We start from the raw sequence: 18,843 nt of genomic DNA on the forward strand, positions 1-18,843 counted from the left end.
CCGATGTTGCCCAGTAATCCAGGCCCTATAGGCATCTTTGACAGCGGCTATGGCGGACTAACCATTCTGCATGGAATCCGCCAGTTGCTTCCCCAGTACGACTTTCTCTATCTGGGCGACAATGCCCGTGCGCCTTACGGCACACGTTCGTTTGACGTGGTATATGAGTTTACCCGCCAGGCTGTCATCAGTCTTTTCGAGCGTGGTTGCCATTTGGTCATCCTCGGTTGCAACACCGCTTCAGCCAAAGCCCTGCGCACCATTCAGCAGAAAGACCTGCCGCTGATAGATCCCAACCGCCGTGTCTTGGGCATCATCCGTCCCACTGCCGAAGTGGTGGGAACACTGACCAAGACTCGCCACGTGGGTATCTTTGCCACCGAAGGAACGATTAAAAGCGAGAGCTACAACTTGGAAATCCACAAATTATTCCCCGACATCAAGGTTTCGGGTGTGGCATGTCCCTTCTGGGTTCCTTTGGTAGAATACAACGAAGCCGATTCTCCCGGTGCCGACTATTTTGTGAAGAAGCGTGTCGATCAGTTGTTGCGCCTCGATGCCCAGATTGACACCATTATTTTAGGTTGCACCCACTACCCTTTGCTGCTGCCTAAAATCAATAAATTCATACCCCGTGGCGTGCGTATCGTATCACAGGGGGAATATGTGGCAGAGTCGCTCCGCCAGTATTTTGATCGCCATCCCGACATGGAACAGCGTTGCACAAAAGGCGGACATGTGCATTATCTCACTACCGAGAACCCCGATCGCTTCAAAGAGTCGGCTCAACTGTTTCTCCACGAACCCGTTGAGGTGGAGAATATCTCACTGGGATAAACAGCCCAGAGGCATGATCAGACGCTGCAATCTCCTATCATGCCTCATCCCGCAAAAGTCATCCTTCCAGATGCTGATTGCCGACAAAAGGCAATACCTCACTAATCTGCCAGCTGAACAGCCATTTGCCAGACATCACACAAACGCCATGTATCAATCTCGCGTTCAACACTTTGCACCGCAATTAACATCACTTTTCTCAGCAAAGTAAATTGATTTGCTGAGGAAATCAAATTGATTTGCCAAGGAAAACAAATTGATTTGCCAAGGAAAACAAATTGATTTGCTATCCAAAGGAATATCCGTACCACATCAAGAGCATAGCCACAGCATGCTGAAATCATATACGTATAAAAGGAAATTCAATGAGTTTGGTCAGCAAATTCATTGAGTTTACTCAGCAAATTCATTGAAATTGCAAAGCAAATTCATTGAATTTACAAACGGAAATAACGTTTTCTGCTGACAAACAGCTGTTTATACGCAGTCACAGAGACCTTCCATACCATTCACAAAGCGGTTGCCCACCCTACCCAACCATAGTTGCCACACTCTGACTTGCTGTTGTCCATGAAGGGTAGAAGCACGTTGCAATCCAGTTATCAGACAGCGATAGGATGAAAAAGTGTGCGTTTTCCTTGATGTTTTGATAGGAAAAGTGTAACTTTGCAAAAATAAAGGAATCAATAGATATATATGCAAGAAACAAGACAAAACAAAATTGCACGACTGCTTCAAAAGGAACTTAGCGTGATATTCCAACAACAGACACGCAGCATGCATGGTGTTATGGTCAGCGTCACACAAGTGCGCGTGAGTCCCGACCTCAGCATCTGCACCGCCCATTTGAGCATTTTCCCCAGCGAGCGTGGAGAAGAAATTATGGAGAACATCAACAAGACCAGCGCACAGATACGCTATGAATTGGGTACCCGCGTGCGCCATCAACTGCGCATCATCCCTGAATTAAGATTCTTCATCGACGATTCACTCGATTACATAGACCGCATCGACGAGCTGCTTAAGCAATAAGTGTCACTGTGAATTTCCCATTCTACATTGCACGGAGATACCTTTTCTCCAAGAAATCTACCAATGCCATCAATGTCATCAGCGGCATTTCGGTGGTAGGTGTTGCCGTGGCGTCTATGGCGTTAGTGGTGACGTTGAGCGTGTTCAACGGCTTCCACGACATGGTGGCATCATTTTTCACGCAGCTCGACCCACAGTTGAAAATCACACCTGCCAAGGGCAAGACTGCCGCCAGCAACGATTCTACGCTGATGCGCATACGCCAGTTGGACGAGGTAGCTGTTGCCACTGATGTGCTTGAAGACCAGGCATTGGCTGTCTATGGCGACCGCCAGCAGATGGTGACGATAAAAGGTGTGGATGACAACTACGACAAGCTGACCCATATCCGCCAGATTTTGGAAGGTGACGGCGACTATGCACTCCATGCTGCCGATATGAACTATGGCATCTTGGGACTGGGCGTAGCCTATCAGCTCGGCATCGGTTATACCTACCGCGAACCGCTGAAGATCTATGCGCCACGGCGCGAAGGTCAGATCAACATGGCTAATCTGCAAGACGGATTCGTGGAAGACGAGTTGTATTCACCGGGCGTACTCTTCAGCATCAAGCAAGGCAAGTACGACAAGCGGTATATTATCACCGCTATACAGTTCACCCGCAACCTTTTTGACCGCGACGGAGAACTCACATCGTTGGAACTCCGACTGAAACCCGGTAGCAATTTCGAGCATGTGAAAGCCAAGGTACAAGAGATGGCAGGCACCCGTTTTGTGGTGCGCGACCGCTATGAGCAGCAGGAAGACACCTTCCGCATCATGAAAGTAGAGAAGCTCATGGCATATATCTTCCTCACCTTTATCCTCGTCATAGCCTGTTTCAACATCATCGGCAGCCTCTCTATGCTGATGATCGACAAGCGCAACGACGTGGTGACCCTACGCAATCTGGGTGCCAGCGACCGCCAAATCATCCGTATCTTCCTCTTCGAAGGTCGCATGATTTCCGCCATTGGTGCCGTGATAGGCATTGCTATCGGCTTGTTGCTATGCCTGTTGCAGCAGCAGTTCGGCTTGATAGGCTTAGGATCTACCGAAGGTTCGTTTGTGGTCGATGCCTATCCTGTCAGCGTCCACCCGTGGGATATCGTCGTAGTGTTCTTCACTGTCCTCGCTGTAGGCTTTATCAGCGTGTGGTATCCCGTACATTATTTTGCCAAACGGCTACTCAACTGATATGTTCCGATAAACGATAAGGATGCCACAAAGGGGCGTTCAGAACACTAAAAGACAAGGGAGAACCGCCGAAAGAAACATTTAGGGGCGTTTCCGCAACAGTTCTTGATAGAGGTCATAAACCTGACTCGCCACCGTATTACCCTCGAAACGACGTATATACTGTTGACTGCCTATGATCCGCGCATCGCGTTCTGTATCGCCCACAAGCGACTTTCGGAGTGCATCTGCCATGCCCTGCACATCGCCGGGCGCCACATAACGGCAGTCTGGACCTCCGGCTTCCTCCAAACACGAACCGGAACATGCCACCACAGGCAGTCCCTGACGGATGGCTTCGATGATAGGAATACCGAAGCCCTCATATACTGACGGATATACAAAAGCCTCAGCAACAGCATAGAGGGCAGGCAAATCTTCATCAGGAACACCATGCAGGATATGCAGGCGGTGGGTCAGTTGGTGCGTTTCAGCATACTTGACGATGGTATCGGTATATGGTGTATGGCGTCCCACCATCACAAGTCCCACGTCTTCGGGCAGGTAAGGCAGTGCCTTGACCGCCAACAACATGTTTTTTCGTGCTTCTATCGATCCTACATTCAGTATGATGCGCTTCGGCAGGCCGTACTTCTGACACACCCGCTGACGCTCGTCGGCTGTGACTTCGGCTGCAAAACGATGGGCTGCACTCTGATATATGAGTGAGATGCGCCACTCATCGACGTCTCCAAGCTCCATAATATCGCGTTTTGTACATTCGCTAATGGCAATAATATGGTCGGCTTCACGGATTGTCTGACGGAATTTCCACTTGTAAATCTGCACGTCAGCCCAGTGATAGAACTCTGGATGGCGCATAAAGATCAGGTCGTGGATGGTGACGACAGTAGGAATACCACGGCGACGAATACCGATGGGCAGTTCACCCGACAGACCGTGAAACAGCTGCACTCCGTCACGTTGTAGGTCAGCCACCATGCCACGGCTTCGCCATAATGCCTTTCCCACCAATGGCAACGGTCGTTTGGGCAAGCAGAGTTGCACATTGTCATGGTCCATCACCTGTTGCCGGAGGTCGTCGCGTCCTGCGTCAGGAGCATAAAGGCGCAGTTGCAATGGACGTTCCGCCAAGTCGTTGACGAGCGTCCGCCCATAGCTACCCAGTCCTGTTCCGTTTCTCACGATGCGTTTGGCATCCAATCCTATGATGAGTTTGTCGTTCATGTGCCTGTTTCTGATGTCGAATAGTTTTTATATGACTCTTCCGCCTTCTTTTTGCAAAGGTACGATTAAGTGAGCGGAATGCAAAAGGAAAACTCGTTTTTCTTTTGCATTCCCGAGCGTGAGTACTTTAGAGGCAAAGCCTCAAAGGTACGATTAAGTGAGAGAAATGCAAAATAAAAGCGTGCTTTTATTTTCATTTCCGAGCGTGAGTACTTTAGAGGCAAAGCCTCACAAGTACGATTAAGCGAGCGAAAAACCAAAGAAAATGCACAACTTTATTTGGTTTTTCTTTGTATTCCTCTCGGTTTGCACTACCTTTGAAATCCTATTTCTTAGGTAGGCGGCACCTCGGGAATAAAAGAAAAACGGGGTTTTTCTTTGTATTCCTCTCGGTTTGCACTACCTTTGTACGAAAATAACACGCATGACAGAACTTAATATTCCAAAGGTAAGTATTATCACCGTTACATACAATGCTGGAGCTATGCTGGAAAAAACCCTCGACAGCATACAAAAACAACAATACGGCAACAAAGAAACTATCGTGGTTGACGGTAAATCTACCGACAATAGCTTAGCCATCATACAGCACTATGCTGACCAGGGAACGGTGACACAATGGAGTAGCGAACCCGATAAGGGAATCTACGACGCCATGAACAAAGGCGTGAGCAGGTGTTCGGGACAATGGGTGATATTCATGAATGCTGGCGACACCTTTGCTACAGATGATGTGCTCCATCAAGTTTTCTCCAACAAATGGGATGCAGCGGACATTGTCTATGGTGATGTGGTTAAAGACAACCATGTCAAGACTGCACCAGCGCACTACCGGCTCTACCACCGCATGCTCTTTTGCCATCAATGTGTGTTTGTCAGACGACAATGTCTTGTCGATATTCCATTCGACATACACCACAGACTGTCAGCAGACTATAAGTTTTTCATCCAACAGTATCAACAGGGGGCTCGCTTCCAGTATATCAATATGCCGATAGCCATCTTCGACACCACCGGTGTATCTAACAGTAAGCGATCGTCAGGACTGTTCGACAACATCAAAGTGGTATGCGAAACCATTCCTTTCCCACAGCGCATCAAGTTTGTTGCACGCTTGGCAGTGCCCTACATCATGTGTCGCTTGAAAGGAAAATAAAGGCTGTATTGTCTCGCCATCACTCCCTTACGACCACGTCGCTTAGGTAGGCGGCACCTCGGAAATAAAAGAAAAACGAGGTTTTTCTTTGTATTTCGCTCGGTTTGCACTACCTTTGTACTATGGTAACTATACAATTTTGGACAATAGCCATCGGACTATTGCTGACATTTGCCGCCAGTTGTGCCATCTATTATGGATGTAACAAGGGCATGAGCCATAGCGCACGCGGGCAACAGACCCGCCGCTTTGCTGCTGCCACCATATTGGTATGGCTTCCCATCGCCATCGTCGGAGCACAACCCAACATGCCTCTTGCACTTGCTGCACTGTCGGGAGCTGTATGGGCAATAACTTATCCGCTGATATTCCACCTCACCAACCGCAAAATATCACCCGACTACGAAAACTATGGTGAGATTTCATGTGGCATATACTTCTTCGGCCTCTTCGCCGCCATCGGTCTTTTAGGGGGCGGAGTGATTGCCGCCATTGCTGAATGGATGCTCCTGTTGATCAGTATATCCTTGTGGGTCTATTATATGCTCTATGGAACATGTATCGATGCCAATGGCATGAAGATCGTACAAGACTCGCATCCCAACGAAATCATTGAGTTTTCACGTTCCTATCCCTTATGGAAAGTGGTGCTGCTACTGATGGCCATCGTGGCACTGCTTGCTGGATTCATCGTCGGAAACCACAACACAACAGTACCAGAAACGCCGTGGAAGATTGCACTGCTTGTTGCCGTTGCCCTCTTTTTCGCTTGGTATATCTTCAAACCCCACCGCGGCATGTTCGTCCGCTCCGGCATTGTTCGCCTCTGGTTAGATATCCGAGAGTATGCAGCCAACGACCATCGGTATGTCAGCGAAATGGAGCGACGGTTGAAGGACCTTCACGTCAAACCCTTAGGAAAGGCTTTCCAACGTCCGTCAACCATCATGATGGTGATTGGAGAGTCTGCATCTCGTGACTATATGAGTGCCTTTACACCCATGGAACACGACACGACGCCATGGATGCGCCGCATGGCGGAGGACAACAGGCGTACCATTCTGTTTCCAAATGCCTACAGTTGCGCCATGCACACCGTGCAGTCGCTGGAAAAAGCCCTTACCGAATACAACCAATACAACGGACGCCAATTCTACGACTCCTGTTCTATCATCGATATTGCACACCGGTTAGGATACAGAGTACACTGGTATAGCAACCAAGGACACCTTGGTGCCAACGATACACCTATCACTTTGGTGGCAAACACCGCCGATGTAGCGAAATGGACGAAGCAGGATTTGGGAAAGGTGCAATACGATGAAAGCATGACAGCATTTCTCGAAGAACTCGATCCCAATGTCAACAACCTCCTCGTGCTGCATCTGAAAGGCAGCCATTTCAATTTCCTCAACCGCTATCCGGCAGACCGTACCGTATGGGGCGAACGTGGAGTACAGGACAACATAGCAAACTTTGAAAACTCCATTCGCTATACTGACAGCGTTTTAGAGCAGTTCTATGAGTATGCCAAGACACACCTGAACCTCCAGGCCATGGTCTATTTCAGCGATCACGCTACTGTTCCCGACCGCCATCGATCGCCCAATTTCTCTGGATTCGGCGCCACGCGCATCCCGCTCTTCATTCATCTCTCCGACGAATACCTGTCTTGTCATCCCGAACGCGTAGAGGCACTCAAAGCCAATAGCAACAGATATTTCACCAACGACTTAGTCTATGAACTGATGTGCGGTATCTTTGATGTGGAATCCAACCATTTCGACGAGACGTCATCATTAGCCAGCAAACAATATAAATACACCCGTGACGACCTGCTGACCTATGAGGGGAAGGCAAGAATTGCAGACGACAAATCCTCACAGATATGAAAAAAATCCTCTATTACATCGTCTTTACCCTGTGGTACATCATTTCGCTGTTGCCACTCCGCGTACTTTATGTTCTGTCAGACGTATTGTATCTGGTGCTCTACCGTATCGTGGGCTACCGTCGCCGCACCGTCTGGACCAATATTGTCACTGCTTTTCCTGAGATGACCGCCGAGGAACACCAAGATGTGGAACGCGGCTTTTACCACTTCTTCTGCGACTATATGGTGGAAAGTATCAAACTGTTGACCATGAGCGAGGCAGAAATAAAACGCCGAATGGTGTTCAAAAGCGCTGAACGCATCAACGAGGTGGTGGAAAGCGGACAGTCGTGTGCGATCTATCTGGGTCACTATTGCAACTGGGAGTGGATTACTTCACTGCCTTTGTGGGTTACGCCCAAGGCACATTGTGGACAGATTTACCATCCATTGGAGAATAAAGACTTCGATAAACTGTTTCTTCGCATGCGCCAAAGATTCGGTGCAAAGTGTATTGCCATGAATAATACACTGCGCGAAATGGTGAGATACCGCAAAGAAGGACAACCCGTTGTGATCGGCTACATATCCGATCAGGTGCCGATGTGGCAGAATATCCACCACTGGTGCAATTTCCTTCACCACGACACACCCGTACTTACCGGCACAGAGCGTATTGCCCGCAGCATGAACCATGCGGTGTTTTATATGGAAGTGAGCCGTGTCAAGCGTGGATATTATGAAGTAGAATTCAAACTCGTGACGCGCGAACCGGACAAAATGCCTGAATATGCCATTACCGACCGTTATTTCCAACTGTTGGAAGATACTATTCGTAAGCGCCCTGAATTATGGCTTTGGAGTCACAACCGATGGAAGCGTACACGCGAAAAGTTCAACCGTTTTTATGAAACAGTGGATGGCAAGGTGATTCGACGACGCGAATAGATACCCCAAAGGCACTTCTGAATAGTTTTCAATCGCTATTCATCTTCTCCTTCTGCTTAGAGTTTCAGCCTGTTTTGCGTCATTCGTTCCATGTACTGCTGTATGATGGCTTTGAGCTCGCGCACCATTTTTTGCTCCACATCAACACGACCTTTCAGATTTCGCTGCATCAGTCTGTCATCCAACCGATAGATGGCTTTGGTCTTCTGACCGTCAAACTGCAACACATAACCGTATTTGACATACTGATAGATGCCGTTGAGATAGTTCACTGCCCATGTGTCTTTGCCTGCTGTCTGCAACACATCGATGCCAAAGGCACAGTAGGGTTTGGGGTAATTCAACAGTCCCATGACTGTTGGCAGTATATCTATTTGCTGCGCCACCTTGTCTTCTATCGCCGGTGTCAAACTGCCATCGGGTGCATAGATGATGATGGGCGAACAGAAACCACCGAGGTCTGACTGAAATTCGGGATGGTTACTGAGATTGGTATGATCGCTCGTCAACACAAAAATAGTGTTTTTAAACCATGGTTGGCGCGATGCCGTTTGGAAGAATTTGCCTATCGCCATATCCGTATAGCGAATACATTTATGGATGACGAGCTGTTCTTCGGGGAAGCGCTGCTTATATTTTTCGGGAATGACAAAGGGATGATGGCTCGATGCAGTAAACAGTGCTGTCATGAACGGTTGTTTCATTTCTCCCATCTTCGTAGCATAATACTGCATAAAAGGTTCATCCCATATAGCCCATGTACCGTCGAAATCTTCATCACTGCCGAAGCGTTTGTCCTGATTGAAGTCTTCTCTGCCGTAATAGTGTTGGAATCCGGTCTTCGTGGCAAATGCCTGAAAGCCCATAGATCCGCGCTGTGCGCCATGGAAGAATGCTGTTTGGTAGCCTTCCCCTGCCAACATAGATGCCAAACCGCCCACATCGTTCATGGCTGATGGTGTGAGGAAGAATGGTTCTACAAACATTGGAATACTGGAAAGTACGCTGGGCATGCCGTCAATGCTCTTTCTGCCGTTGCAGAAACTGTATTTAAACGTGACGCTCCGACCTATCAATGAATCCACACAGGGCGTATATCCCTTGTATGTTCCCTGTTCCAAATCGCGGTTGAGCGCACCGATATACTCCCTGCCGAAGCTCTCCACGATGAGTACCACCACGTTTTTCTTCTTCATCGGACCTTCTGCAGCAGCATGCACCGGTGTATAGATAGCTGCCATGGTTGCCTCATTATGATAATAGGTGGGCACCACAAAGACCGATTTGCCTATCGTACGATAGAGTGAGAACGGCGTATTGAGCACCAGTGCTGCCTCGCTGGGCCGCTCAGCATATTGATTGGCATTGCTCACAGTGATGGGTCTCACAGCCTTTGTGAATCCTCCACGTATGCCACCGATAGCCAATGGAGTGACTACCGCCAGCGACAACACCATTGCCACAGCGTAGCGCCAGGGCGACAGCCACTTGGCTTCCATTCTTGGCGAACGGTATAAGCGCCACAATCCATAGATGACAACCACTGCGAGCACCACGAAATACCAGTGGTGGAGCAGTTCTTTCATGACAATGCCACCGAGGTTTCCTTCGTTCTGAAACTCGCTAAACACCGTTGTGGTAGTGCGTCGCATGGTAAAGGGGAAGTAGGCAGCATCGCACAGATTGGCCACCAGAGCCAAACCGTTGATGGTTACAAACAAGATGCGACACATGCGGTGATACCAGAAACGTTCCTTCAACCATAGCGGCAATAGCATGAGCACCATCCACAAGCCGTTGGTCACCAAGAGTGCAGCGGTGTCGAACACCAGTCCGCCCCTGCACAGACTGAGAAAATGGCTGAATGTCATGTTCTCAGCAAAGTGTGTCCAGTTGTCGAGCAAGTATGCCACACGCGCCAACATATAGACAGCGTATGCCAAAATCATATTGTATGCCACCGCCACCAACGGTGCTATGTATTTCAGTTGTTTCATTTTCAGTCCTTTCGTTTATCGTTTTTTCAGGTCCGCCGATGTTTTTTGCAACAGCGCCTTACCCATCCTGACGAGTCGTTCCTTATCTGTTGAGTTGCCGGCAATCACCTTTTCTGAGTTCAGATCATAGACCACATATCCCGTAGAATCCACCAGTGAGAATCCATTATTATAGGTATGATAGGCAAAGGGATAGCTATAGGAGTTGCTCAGCACATCGCGGCTGAAGCCAAAGTCAGCATGGTCGATGCCCAACTGTGCCAACAGTGTGGCAGCCAAGTCTGTTTGGTTGCATAGCTTACTGATGCGCTTAGGTGTTTTGACTGCTCCTCCCACCCATAGCATGGGTATGTGGTTTCTCACCTGATGCGTTTCGTCAATGTCTTTATAGTTGATGCCATGGTCGGGCAGCATCACCACCAAGGTGTTCTTCCAGCGTGGCGATTGCTTCAACTGGGCAATGAACTGACCGATACACTGGTCGAGATAATAGAACGCATTGAGCACTTTGTCATCGAAACGATGCACAGGCACATCCCATGGCTCATGACTGCTGAGGGTGCTATACCCGATGAGATAGGGTCTCGCCATGGTATCTGTCAGTTGCCTCAACGTTTCAAACGTGATATCATCGCGTACGCCCCACTCCGCCGACTGTTGTTCTTCCTGGCTATAGTCAGCTTTCCACGTCAGTTGACTGAATCCTCCGCCCACGAGATAACTTCTCATATTCGTGAAATTGATGTCGCCACCGTATAGATAGTGGGTATTGTAACCCTGTCGGGCAAGCGTTGCTGCCATGTTGGGGAGACTTCTCGACTTAGCCGGCATCTTCATCACAGAGGTGGTAGGAAACGATGGATAGCCGCTCCAAGTGCATAGCGTTCCTCTGTCGGTGCGCCACGAATTGGCGTAACAGTTGTCGAAATAGATGCCTTCGCGCGTCAGTCGGCAGAGATTCGGCATGATGTCGGTACGTCCACCGATATCAGTAAACTCGCCTCCCGCACTTTCCAGCAAGATGACGATGATGTCAGGACGCTGCGTGGTGAGTAGCGAATCTGTGTCTGTACTCGTTGTGGGAAAGAGTTGTGCAGTCAGTTTCTCACATGTTTCATCGTCCATATAGTGGTAGTCTGTCTGGTCGCTGGCAGTTCTTTCCATCGATGCCAGAAAACTAAACACCGGGTTGACCGCTGCGTGATTGAGGAATTGGTTCTGCGAGAAATACACCTGTCCGATATTGGTGGTCGATTCATCCAATCCGCCACGAATACCGATGACCATCAACGGCACCGTTGCCACCATCAGCAGCATGGCTATCCAGCGGCGGCAAGTCACTTTGAAATGCCATCTGTGACGCATCATCAGCACGGCAATCACCGTTGTCACCACTGCTATGATCACCACTCTCCACACGATATAACCTATGCTGACACTGGCAAAAGCGTCACCTGGAGTGGAAAGAAACTGTAAACAGGAGGCATCGAGCTTGAATCCCCAGAACGGATAAAGGCTCGTATCAGCCACAAATGCCAAGGCGAGGATGAAAGCCACTACGGCATAATAGCCGTTGAGAACTTTGCGCAACACCTCCGTGCGCTTCCACCACACCGATACCGCCATCACCAAGAAGGGCACAATCGTCAGATAGAGTGCCGTAGAGAGGTCGAGCGACAGTCCGTGCTTCACCACTTGCCAGACGTCAGCCCCTTCAAACGGATGGTTGCTGCGCAGTGCGAGCATGAAACAGACCTTCGCGGCTATAAAGATGCCTATCATCTTGATATAGTCGCCCAGCATGAGTTGGAATCTTCCTATGATACCTTTCATCGTTGTTACCCTTGTTTGTTGATCGTGTTGATGTTGTTTTCCTGTCGGATGCCACCACAGTGGCTTATCCTAAGTTCTGCATATCGTTGAGTCGTTTATAGAATCCATCCATCGCCAGGAGTGACTCGTGGGTGCCACGCTCTACGATATGTCCCTCATGGAGCACACATATCTCGTCGGCATTGCGTATAGTACTGAGCCGGTGGGCAATGGCTATGGTGGTGCGCTGCTTCATCAGTCGCTCCAGTGCATCCTGTACCAAGCGCTCACTCTCGGTATCGAGTGCCGATGTGGCTTCGTCGAGTATGAGTATTGGAGGATTTTTCAATATCGCACGTGCAATGCTGACACGCTGACGCTGACCGCCCGACAGGCGTCCGCCACGGTCGCCGATATTGGTATCAAACTGTTGTTCGCTCTGCATGATGAAGTCGTAGGCATTGGCTATGCGTGCGGCTTCCGCCACCTGTTCATCGGTGGCAGTCTCCACACCGAAGGCGATATTGTTGCGGAACGAGTCGTTGAAGAGTATCGCCTCTTGGTTTACATTACCGATCAACTGTCGCAAATCCTGTATGCCGAGGTCTTTCACATTGATGCCATCGATAAGCACTTCGCCCTCTTGCACGTCGTAATAGCGGGGAATGAGATCGACCAATGTCGATTTACCGCTACCGCTCTGTCCCACCAAGGCAATGGTTTTTCCCTTTGGAATGGTGAGGTTGATATGTCGCAACACCCACTGGTCGCCATAACGGAACGACACATTGCGCAGTTCAATCTGATGTTCAAACTGCTGGATATGCTGCGGATGGTCTGACTCCTTGATGCTGTCGTCAGCCATGAGTATCTTATCCACACGTTCCATCGATGCCAATCCTTTCGGAATGTTATAGCCAGCCTTTGAAAACTCCTTCAGCGGATTGATGATGGAGTAGAGGATGACCATGTAGTAGATGAATGTCGGACCCGACAGGGCGTGGTAGTTGAGCACCAATACACCGCCAAACCACAACACGATGACGATCATCACAGTGCCCAGAAACTCGCTCATGGGGTGTGCCAGCTGTTGGCGAATGTTCACGTGCATGATATCATTGCGGTAGCCTGTATTGATGCGGTCAAACTTCTGTCGCATCTTTTCCTCGGCACAGAATGCTTTGATGATGCGCAGACCGCCGAGGGTTTCCTCTACCACGCTCATCGTGTCGCTCCATAGCGATTGTGCCTTGATCGATTTGGCTTTGAGCTTACGGCCCACAAATCCCATGAACCATCCCATAACGGGCACGATGACGAGGGTAAACACGGTGAGTTGCCATGATATAAAGACGAGTGTGGTGAAGTATGCCACGATGAGTACGGGGTTTTTGAAAAGCATGTCAAGACTCGACATGATGCTCGATTCTATCTCTTGCACGTCGCCACTCATGCGGGCAATGATATCGCCTTTGCGTTCCTCGCTGAAGAATCCGAGGGGCAACGCCGTGATTTTCCGATAGAGCTGGTTGCGAATATCGCGCACCACCCCCGTGCGGATGGGCACGATGGTAGCCGATGAGAGGAAGTAGGCGCCCGTTTTGAGCATGGTGGTAAAAGCCAGAAACAGTCCGATGAAGAGCAGTGTGGTGGTCTGTCCATGTTCTGCCAACAGGGTGTTGACGTAGTAGTTGAGATTGTTCATCAATACTTCTTGCGCATTGCCCCAGTCCCATGCCATCCAACCGGTGGCAGCCTTACCGTCGCCGGTCTTGAATATGATTTGCAGGATAGGTATGAGTGCGGCAAACGAGAAGATGTTGAGTACTGCCGAGAGGATGTTGAACACCACCGACAACACCAGATACTTCTTATAGGGAGGCACGAAGCGCCTCAACACATTGATAAATTCTCTCATAGTATCTCGCCGAATAATGTTGCACTGGTACTTCCTGTGATGCGCACGCGTACGGTTTCGCCGATGTGATGTCCTTTCTTATCCATCACCACCGCCTTGTTTTGTTCTGTGCGCCCCATGAGTTGTTCGCGCGAACGCTTACTGAACGACTCTATCAACACGTCAAACTCCTTGCCCTCGTCTTTGCGGTTTTGTGCGGCGCTGACCTCTGTTTGCAGGCGAATCAGTTCGTTCAGTCGTTCTATTTTCACCTCTTCCGGCACATTGTCGGGCAGGTGTTTGGCAGCATAGGTGCCTGGGCGTTCACTGTATTTGAACATGAAGGCAGAGTCAAACTGACATTCACGCACGAGCGAGAGCGTTTCCTCATGGTCTTCGGGAGTCTCGTCGTGGTAGCCCACGAAGATGTCTGTGGTCAGTCCGCAACCGGGAATGATGCGGCGTATGGCTTCCACACGCTCTAAATACTGCTCGCGGGTGTATTTGCGGTTCATCAGTTTCAGTATCTTGTTGCTACCGCTTTGTGCCGGGAAGTGGATGTGTTTACAGAGATTGGGCTCTTCGGCTATGGCATGTAGGATATCCTCTGTCATATCTTCCGGATTGGATGTGGTGAAGCGCACGCGCATATCGGGCACCTCCTGCGCTACGAGATGGAGCAACTGTGCGAACGATGTGCTGCCTGGCTCGCGTTTTCCCGATGGCGACAGTCCGTAGCTATTGACGTTTTGTCCCAGCAGAGTCACCTCTTTGAAGCCTCTGTCGTTCAGGTCTCTCACTTCGCGGAGTATGCTTTCCACGTCGCGTGACCGTTCGCGTCCGCGTGTATAGGGCACGATGCAATAGTGGCAGAAGTTGTTGCATCCTCTCATGATGCTGACAAATCCTCCGATATGTGCGCCATGCAGTCGTTGTGGCACGATGTCGCGATAGGTCTCTGTGGTAGATAGTTCTATGTTGATGGCTTTATGTCCGTTTTCCGCTTGTGCTATGAGGTCGGGCAGTGTGAGGTAAGCGTCTGGTCCTGCCACGAGATCGCAATGGTGGTTTTCTATCAGATCGTCCTTCACGCGTTCTGCCATACACCCTATCACGCCGATGATCAGTGGTCGTTTGCGCTTGATGGCATCGAGTGCATCGAGTCGGTGATATATTTTCTGTTCGGCGTTATCGCGTATCGAACAGGTGTTCAGAAACACTGCATCAGCCTCATCGAGGTTTTCAGTGTGTTCGTATCCGGCCATTTGCATCACGCTGGCCACTACCTCCGAATCAGCTACATTCATCTGACATCCGTAGGTTTCAATATAAAGTTTCTTCATCTTTTTCGTATTTAGGGTACAAAGTTAGTGCAAACCGAGCGGAATACAAAAGGAAAACTCGTTTTTCTTTTGTATTCCCGAGGTGCAGCCTAACTTGGAAGCGTAGCTTCAAAGTTACGATTAAGTGAGCGGAATGCAAAAGGAAATACCTTTTCTTTTGATTTTCCGAACGTAGGCAATCCCCAATAAAATTCTCCCCAAAAGCGAGGTATTCGAGCGCATTTTCAGTTGGGATTTTCGTTGAAGATTATTATTTCTGGCCATAGGCCATATCTTATCAAAGATTTCCTCCAAAGATTTCTAGCCGTAGGCTACCCCCAAAACATCCGTTTAAATTCCGTCTAAATTCCGTCTAAATTCCGATGATTGATTTCCATGTGACCTTTTATATTCCGATGATCATAAAAACCAATGCAATGCGCATGACATAAGCATTACAAAACCCATCCATACAAAACCAAATTCAATGAAATTGCGAACCAAATTCATTGAAATTGCAAACCAAATTCAATGAATTTGCAAACCAATCTCAATGAATTTGCTCAGCCATCTGCCGTTCACACCACCGCTACACGATACAGAAAGGGTGTAAACCCAGCATGCACAACAGCGCTATGCAAGGTTTACACCCATGATAGCTGACGCTCCACAGGGGCAACAGCGATGTTACCACACCTGTGCACGCTTCTTCTTAGGAAGGAAGAGGCGATTGCCCTTCTTCACACCGAAAGCCTGATACCAAGCATCGATATGGGGCAGCGCACCGTTCACGCGAGCCATATTGGGCGAGTGAACATCCTGTGTCAGGAGCATATCCATATACTGCTCACGGTTGTTGCTTGCCCAGATGCGAGCATAACCGAGGAAGAAGAGCTGATCGGCAGTGAAGTCTTTCTGGTCTGACGAAATCACATGGCCCTCCTTCTGAGCGTTGTGGTAGGCACGCAGCGCGATGTTCAAACCACCGTTGTCGCCGATGTTCTCACCAAGAGTCATCTTGCCGTTCACCTTCTTGCCGTTCACCACCTCGATGGTAGAGAAGTGATCTACGAGCACTGCGGTACGCTTATCGAAGTTAGCCTTATCGGCAGCAGTCCACCAGTTGCGCTGGTTGCCGGTCTTGTCAAACTGGCATCCCTGATCGTCGAAACCGTGACTCATCTCATGACCGATCACCACACCGATGGCACCGTAGTTGATGGCATCGTCGGCTGTAGGATCAAAGAAGGGAGCCTGAAGGATACCGGCAGGGAAACAGATCTCGTTGGTGGTAGGATTGTAGTAGGCATTGATGGTCTGTGGGGTCATCAGCCACTCGGTCTTGTCAACGGGTTTGTTCACTTTACGCTGCAGTTCGTCTATCGTGAAGAACTCAGAGATGTTGGCAAGGTTCTCGCAGAGTGAGAGCGAATCGCTGATGTCCAACTTGCTATAGTCTTTCCATTTGTCGGGATAACCTATCTTCACAATGAAGTTAGACAGTTTGTCCTGAGCCTGGGCCTTGGTCTCAGCACTCATCCATGTGGCTTCGTTGATGCGCTGACCGAGTGCCACTTGCAGATTGCGCACCAGTTCGAGCACGCGCTTCTTGCTGGATTCGGGGAAGTATTTCTCGCAGTACATCTTACCAATGGCGTTGCCCATCACTCCATTCACCAGATTGGTGGCACGCTTCCAAAGGGGATCGTCCTGCTGCTGACCGCTCAACACACTTGAGAATGCAAAGGCAGCCTTTCGGAAGTCATCGCTCATATAAGAGGCTGAACCGCTGATGATGCGCAGTTCGGCATAGCTCTTCAGATCGTCGATCGATGTCTCTGCCAATACTTTCTCCACCTCGTGAAGGGGTTCGGGCTGACCCATATCCACGCTGTCGAAGGCTGGGAATCCTGATACCCAGAATACGGTGGTCCAGTCGATACCGGGGAACTGCTCGCAGAGTTCGTCAAACGACATCTTGTGATAGTTGGCATTGATGTCGCGCAGCTGCACTCTGGAATAGCTCTTCTCGGCAATACGCTTCTCTATGGCATATACCGCATCGGCTTTCTGCTTGGCTGTTGCCTCGTCATAGCCCACGAGTGTGAACAATTTAGTATTATAGTCCATATAGGCTTTGCGCACAGCTTGCGTCTGAGCATCATCGTTCAGATAGTAGTCGCGAGTGCCCAAACCGAGTCCTCCCTGACCTATGCCCACGATATTGCGGTCGGCTTGACGCTGGTCGGCTGACACACCGATGCCATACATCATGGTCGATTCGCCACGACGATCCAGTTCGGCTGTCACGCGCTGATATTCCTTACGGTCCTTGATGGCACGGATTCTCTCCAGGTTTTTCACGATGGGTTGGAAGCCTTCCTTATTGCGGCGCACCGAATCCATCATCTGATTGTAGAGCGTTCCTATCTTCTGACCCAACGAACCTTTCTGCTGTGGTGTGGTAGAAAACTGCAAGATGAGCTCCTGAATCTGCTTCTGGTTCTGCTCGTAGAGGTCCATGAAGGCACCGTTGGTCACTTGGTCGTCGCGCAACGGATGGTTTTTCAGCCAGGCACCAGTGGCATATTCCACAAAGTTGTCACCGGGCTTCACTGCCGTGTTCATGTTCTCTTTGGCATAGCCATGCACCTTGGTTGGCTGTTGAGCAAATGCCTTTTCAGCGCCCATGTTGCCTGCCAGCATCATTACTGTGCAACAGGCACTAAGAATTGTTGTTGACTTCATATACTTTTGTTTTTATGAATTGTTAGCGTCGATATTCCGATTCTATATCGGTTGGTGGTGCAAAGGTAGTGCAAACCGAGAGAAAAACAAAAGAAAACACCTTTTCTTTTGATTTTCCGAGGTGCAGCCTACCTTAGACAGCGCAGCTGCAAAGGTACAATTAAGTTATCGAATTACCAAACCATTTGACGTGACAAATGCGTGACCACCACATTCGGTGGTCGGTCGGTGGTCGATGGGTGGTCGATAGATATACCTATCAAGCACCAGCAAACCGTTATCGCACAACATGTTACAAAGAATGGTGGTCGAGTGGTCGAAAAATACGCAACTTGCGCATGTGCGCATATACACATGTGCGTACGCGAGAAGCATACACACCCCACCTGCCATACTTAGCATGCCACCCCGATGTCTCATTGCCCAACACTACACCATCCTTGAATGCTTTTTGGAATTTCAAATTACTCTAAACCTGAATTCGGGATAAGATTATGTCATAAAGTCAATTATGCGACAAGACATGATTCATCATCCCTCCACATGGGTGAATGGCTATTTATGTTTTACCCCAGTTCGGGATAAGAAATAGTTTATAAAAAAGCTGGTAGTCTCATAAATATTTTGTACCTTTATAGGTGAAAATCAAATAGTTACAAAAATATTTAATATGACTACCGATTGCAAAGTTACAGAATTATTTTGTATTATAGACGAGTTTTGCAAACATTTTGATGCAGAAAATTAAGCCAACTG

The 18,843-nt window shown here is 49.1% G+C and carries 13 protein-coding genes; 6 read left to right on the forward strand and 7 right to left on the reverse strand.

The features are described from left to right. Positions 1 to 3: 3 nt before the first annotated feature. Complete coding sequence (gene murI / locus CIK88_RS01150; protein ID WP_094434031.1) at positions 4 to 837, forward strand: glutamate racemase; 834 nt, start codon at positions 4 to 6, stop codon at positions 835 to 837. Between the two features lie 101 nt (positions 838 to 938). Here murI and CIK88_RS01155 read toward each other — a convergent pair whose 3' ends face one another. Next, complete coding sequence (locus CIK88_RS01155; protein ID WP_094434032.1) at positions 939 to 1,181, reverse strand: hypothetical protein; 243 nt, start codon at positions 1,179 to 1,181, stop codon at positions 939 to 941. Between the two features lie 352 nt (positions 1,182 to 1,533). Here CIK88_RS01155 and rbfA point away from each other — a divergent pair, with 352 nt between their 5' ends. Together rbfA and CIK88_RS01165 are read left to right on the forward strand one after the other, a co-directional pair. After that, on the forward strand, positions 1,534 to 1,869 hold the full coding sequence (gene rbfA / locus CIK88_RS01160) for a 30S ribosome-binding factor RbfA (protein ID WP_094389873.1): 336 nt from the start codon (positions 1,534 to 1,536) through the stop codon (positions 1,867 to 1,869). 8 nt (positions 1,870 to 1,877) lie between these two features. Beyond that, the gene (locus tag CIK88_RS01165; RefSeq protein ID WP_094389874.1) at positions 1,878 to 3,107 is read left to right on the forward strand and encodes an FtsX-like permease family protein; all 1,230 of its coding nucleotides are present in this window, start codon (positions 1,878 to 1,880) and stop codon (positions 3,105 to 3,107) included. An 81-nt stretch (positions 3,108 to 3,188) separates the two neighbouring features. Here the strand turns inward: CIK88_RS01165 and CIK88_RS01170 are convergent, their stop codons facing one another. Continuing rightward, complete coding sequence (locus CIK88_RS01170) at positions 3,189 to 4,334, reverse strand: glycosyltransferase family 1 protein (RefSeq protein WP_094434033.1); 1,146 nt, start codon at positions 4,332 to 4,334, stop codon at positions 3,189 to 3,191. 424 nt (positions 4,335 to 4,758) lie between these two features. Here CIK88_RS01170 and CIK88_RS01175 point away from each other — a divergent pair, with 424 nt between their 5' ends. The 3 genes from CIK88_RS01175 (at position 4,759) to CIK88_RS01185 (ending at position 8,311) form a co-directional block, all read left to right on the forward strand. After that, positions 4,759 to 5,490: a glycosyltransferase family 2 protein gene (locus tag CIK88_RS01175; RefSeq protein ID WP_094434034.1), complete on the forward strand. Its 732-nt coding sequence runs from the start codon at positions 4,759 to 4,761 to the stop codon at positions 5,488 to 5,490. Between the two features lie 122 nt (positions 5,491 to 5,612). After that, positions 5,613 to 7,382 (forward strand): phosphoethanolamine transferase, encoded by a 1,770-nt coding sequence (locus CIK88_RS01180; RefSeq protein ID WP_094434035.1) that lies wholly within the window; start codon positions 5,613 to 5,615, stop codon positions 7,380 to 7,382. Further along, positions 7,379 to 8,311 (forward strand): lysophospholipid acyltransferase family protein, encoded by a 933-nt coding sequence (locus tag CIK88_RS01185; RefSeq protein WP_094434036.1) that lies wholly within the window; start codon positions 7,379 to 7,381, stop codon positions 8,309 to 8,311. Before CIK88_RS01180 ends, CIK88_RS01185 begins: the two co-directional genes overlap by 4 nt. 56 nt (positions 8,312 to 8,367) lie before the next feature. Here the strand turns inward: CIK88_RS01185 and CIK88_RS01190 are convergent, their stop codons facing one another. The 5 genes from CIK88_RS01190 to CIK88_RS01210 all read right to left on the reverse strand — a co-directional run bounded on the left by CIK88_RS01190 (position 8,368) and on the right by CIK88_RS01210 (position 18,087). Next, a complete protein-coding gene (locus tag CIK88_RS01190; protein WP_094434037.1) occupies positions 8,368 to 10,308 on the reverse strand; it encodes an LTA synthase family protein in 1,941 nt (646 codons plus the stop codon). 15 nt (positions 10,309 to 10,323) lie between these two features. Next, the gene (locus CIK88_RS01195; RefSeq protein WP_094434038.1) at positions 10,324 to 12,141 is read right to left on the reverse strand and encodes an LTA synthase family protein; all 1,818 of its coding nucleotides are present in this window, start codon (positions 12,139 to 12,141) and stop codon (positions 10,324 to 10,326) included. 64 nt (positions 12,142 to 12,205) lie between these two features. Then, on the reverse strand, positions 12,206 to 14,038 hold the full coding sequence (locus CIK88_RS01200) for an ABC transporter ATP-binding protein (protein ID WP_094391571.1): 1,833 nt from the start codon (positions 14,036 to 14,038) through the stop codon (positions 12,206 to 12,208). Further along, positions 14,035 to 15,360, reverse strand: coding sequence for a tRNA (N6-isopentenyl adenosine(37)-C2)-methylthiotransferase MiaB (gene miaB / locus CIK88_RS01205; RefSeq protein ID WP_094434039.1), 1,326 nt, complete (start codon positions 15,358 to 15,360; stop codon positions 14,035 to 14,037). The genes CIK88_RS01200 and miaB overlap by 4 nt, the downstream gene beginning before the upstream one ends. Before the next feature lie 666 nt (positions 15,361 to 16,026). Beyond that, on the reverse strand, positions 16,027 to 18,087 hold the full coding sequence (locus tag CIK88_RS01210) for a M13 family metallopeptidase (protein WP_094391569.1): 2,061 nt from the start codon (positions 18,085 to 18,087) through the stop codon (positions 16,027 to 16,029). Positions 18,088 to 18,843: the final 756 nt, after the last annotated feature.

The organism is Prevotella sp. P5-50, from assembly GCF_002251295.1.
Lineage (GTDB): Bacteria > Bacteroidota > Bacteroidia > Bacteroidales > Bacteroidaceae > Prevotella.

Coding starts and splice junctions, on each gene's coding strand:
- murI (WP_094434031.1), top strand. CDS start 4: ATGTTGCCCAGTAATCCAGGCCCTATAGGCATCTTTGACAGCGGCTAT.
- CIK88_RS01155 (WP_094434032.1), bottom strand. CDS start 1,181: ATGATTTCAGCATGCTGTGGCTATGCTCTTGATGTGGTACGGATATTC.
- rbfA (WP_094389873.1), top strand. CDS start 1,534: ATGCAAGAAACAAGACAAAACAAAATTGCACGACTGCTTCAAAAGGAA.
- CIK88_RS01170 (WP_094434033.1), bottom strand. CDS start 4,334: ATGAACGACAAACTCATCATAGGATTGGATGCCAAACGCATCGTGAGA.
- CIK88_RS01175 (WP_094434034.1), top strand. CDS start 4,759: ATGACAGAACTTAATATTCCAAAGGTAAGTATTATCACCGTTACATAC.
- CIK88_RS01180 (WP_094434035.1), top strand. CDS start 5,613: ATGGTAACTATACAATTTTGGACAATAGCCATCGGACTATTGCTGACA.
- CIK88_RS01185 (WP_094434036.1), top strand. CDS start 7,379: ATGAAAAAAATCCTCTATTACATCGTCTTTACCCTGTGGTACATCATT.
- CIK88_RS01190 (WP_094434037.1), bottom strand. CDS start 10,308: ATGAAACAACTGAAATACATAGCACCGTTGGTGGCGGTGGCATACAAT.
- CIK88_RS01195 (WP_094434038.1), bottom strand. CDS start 12,141: ATGAAAGGTATCATAGGAAGATTCCAACTCATGCTGGGCGACTATATC.
- CIK88_RS01200 (WP_094391571.1), bottom strand. CDS start 14,038: ATGAGAGAATTTATCAATGTGTTGAGGCGCTTCGTGCCTCCCTATAAG.
- miaB (WP_094434039.1), bottom strand. CDS start 15,360: ATGAAGAAACTTTATATTGAAACCTACGGATGTCAGATGAATGTAGCT.
- CIK88_RS01210 (WP_094391569.1), bottom strand. CDS start 18,087: ATGAAGTCAACAACAATTCTTAGTGCCTGTTGCACAGTAATGATGCTG.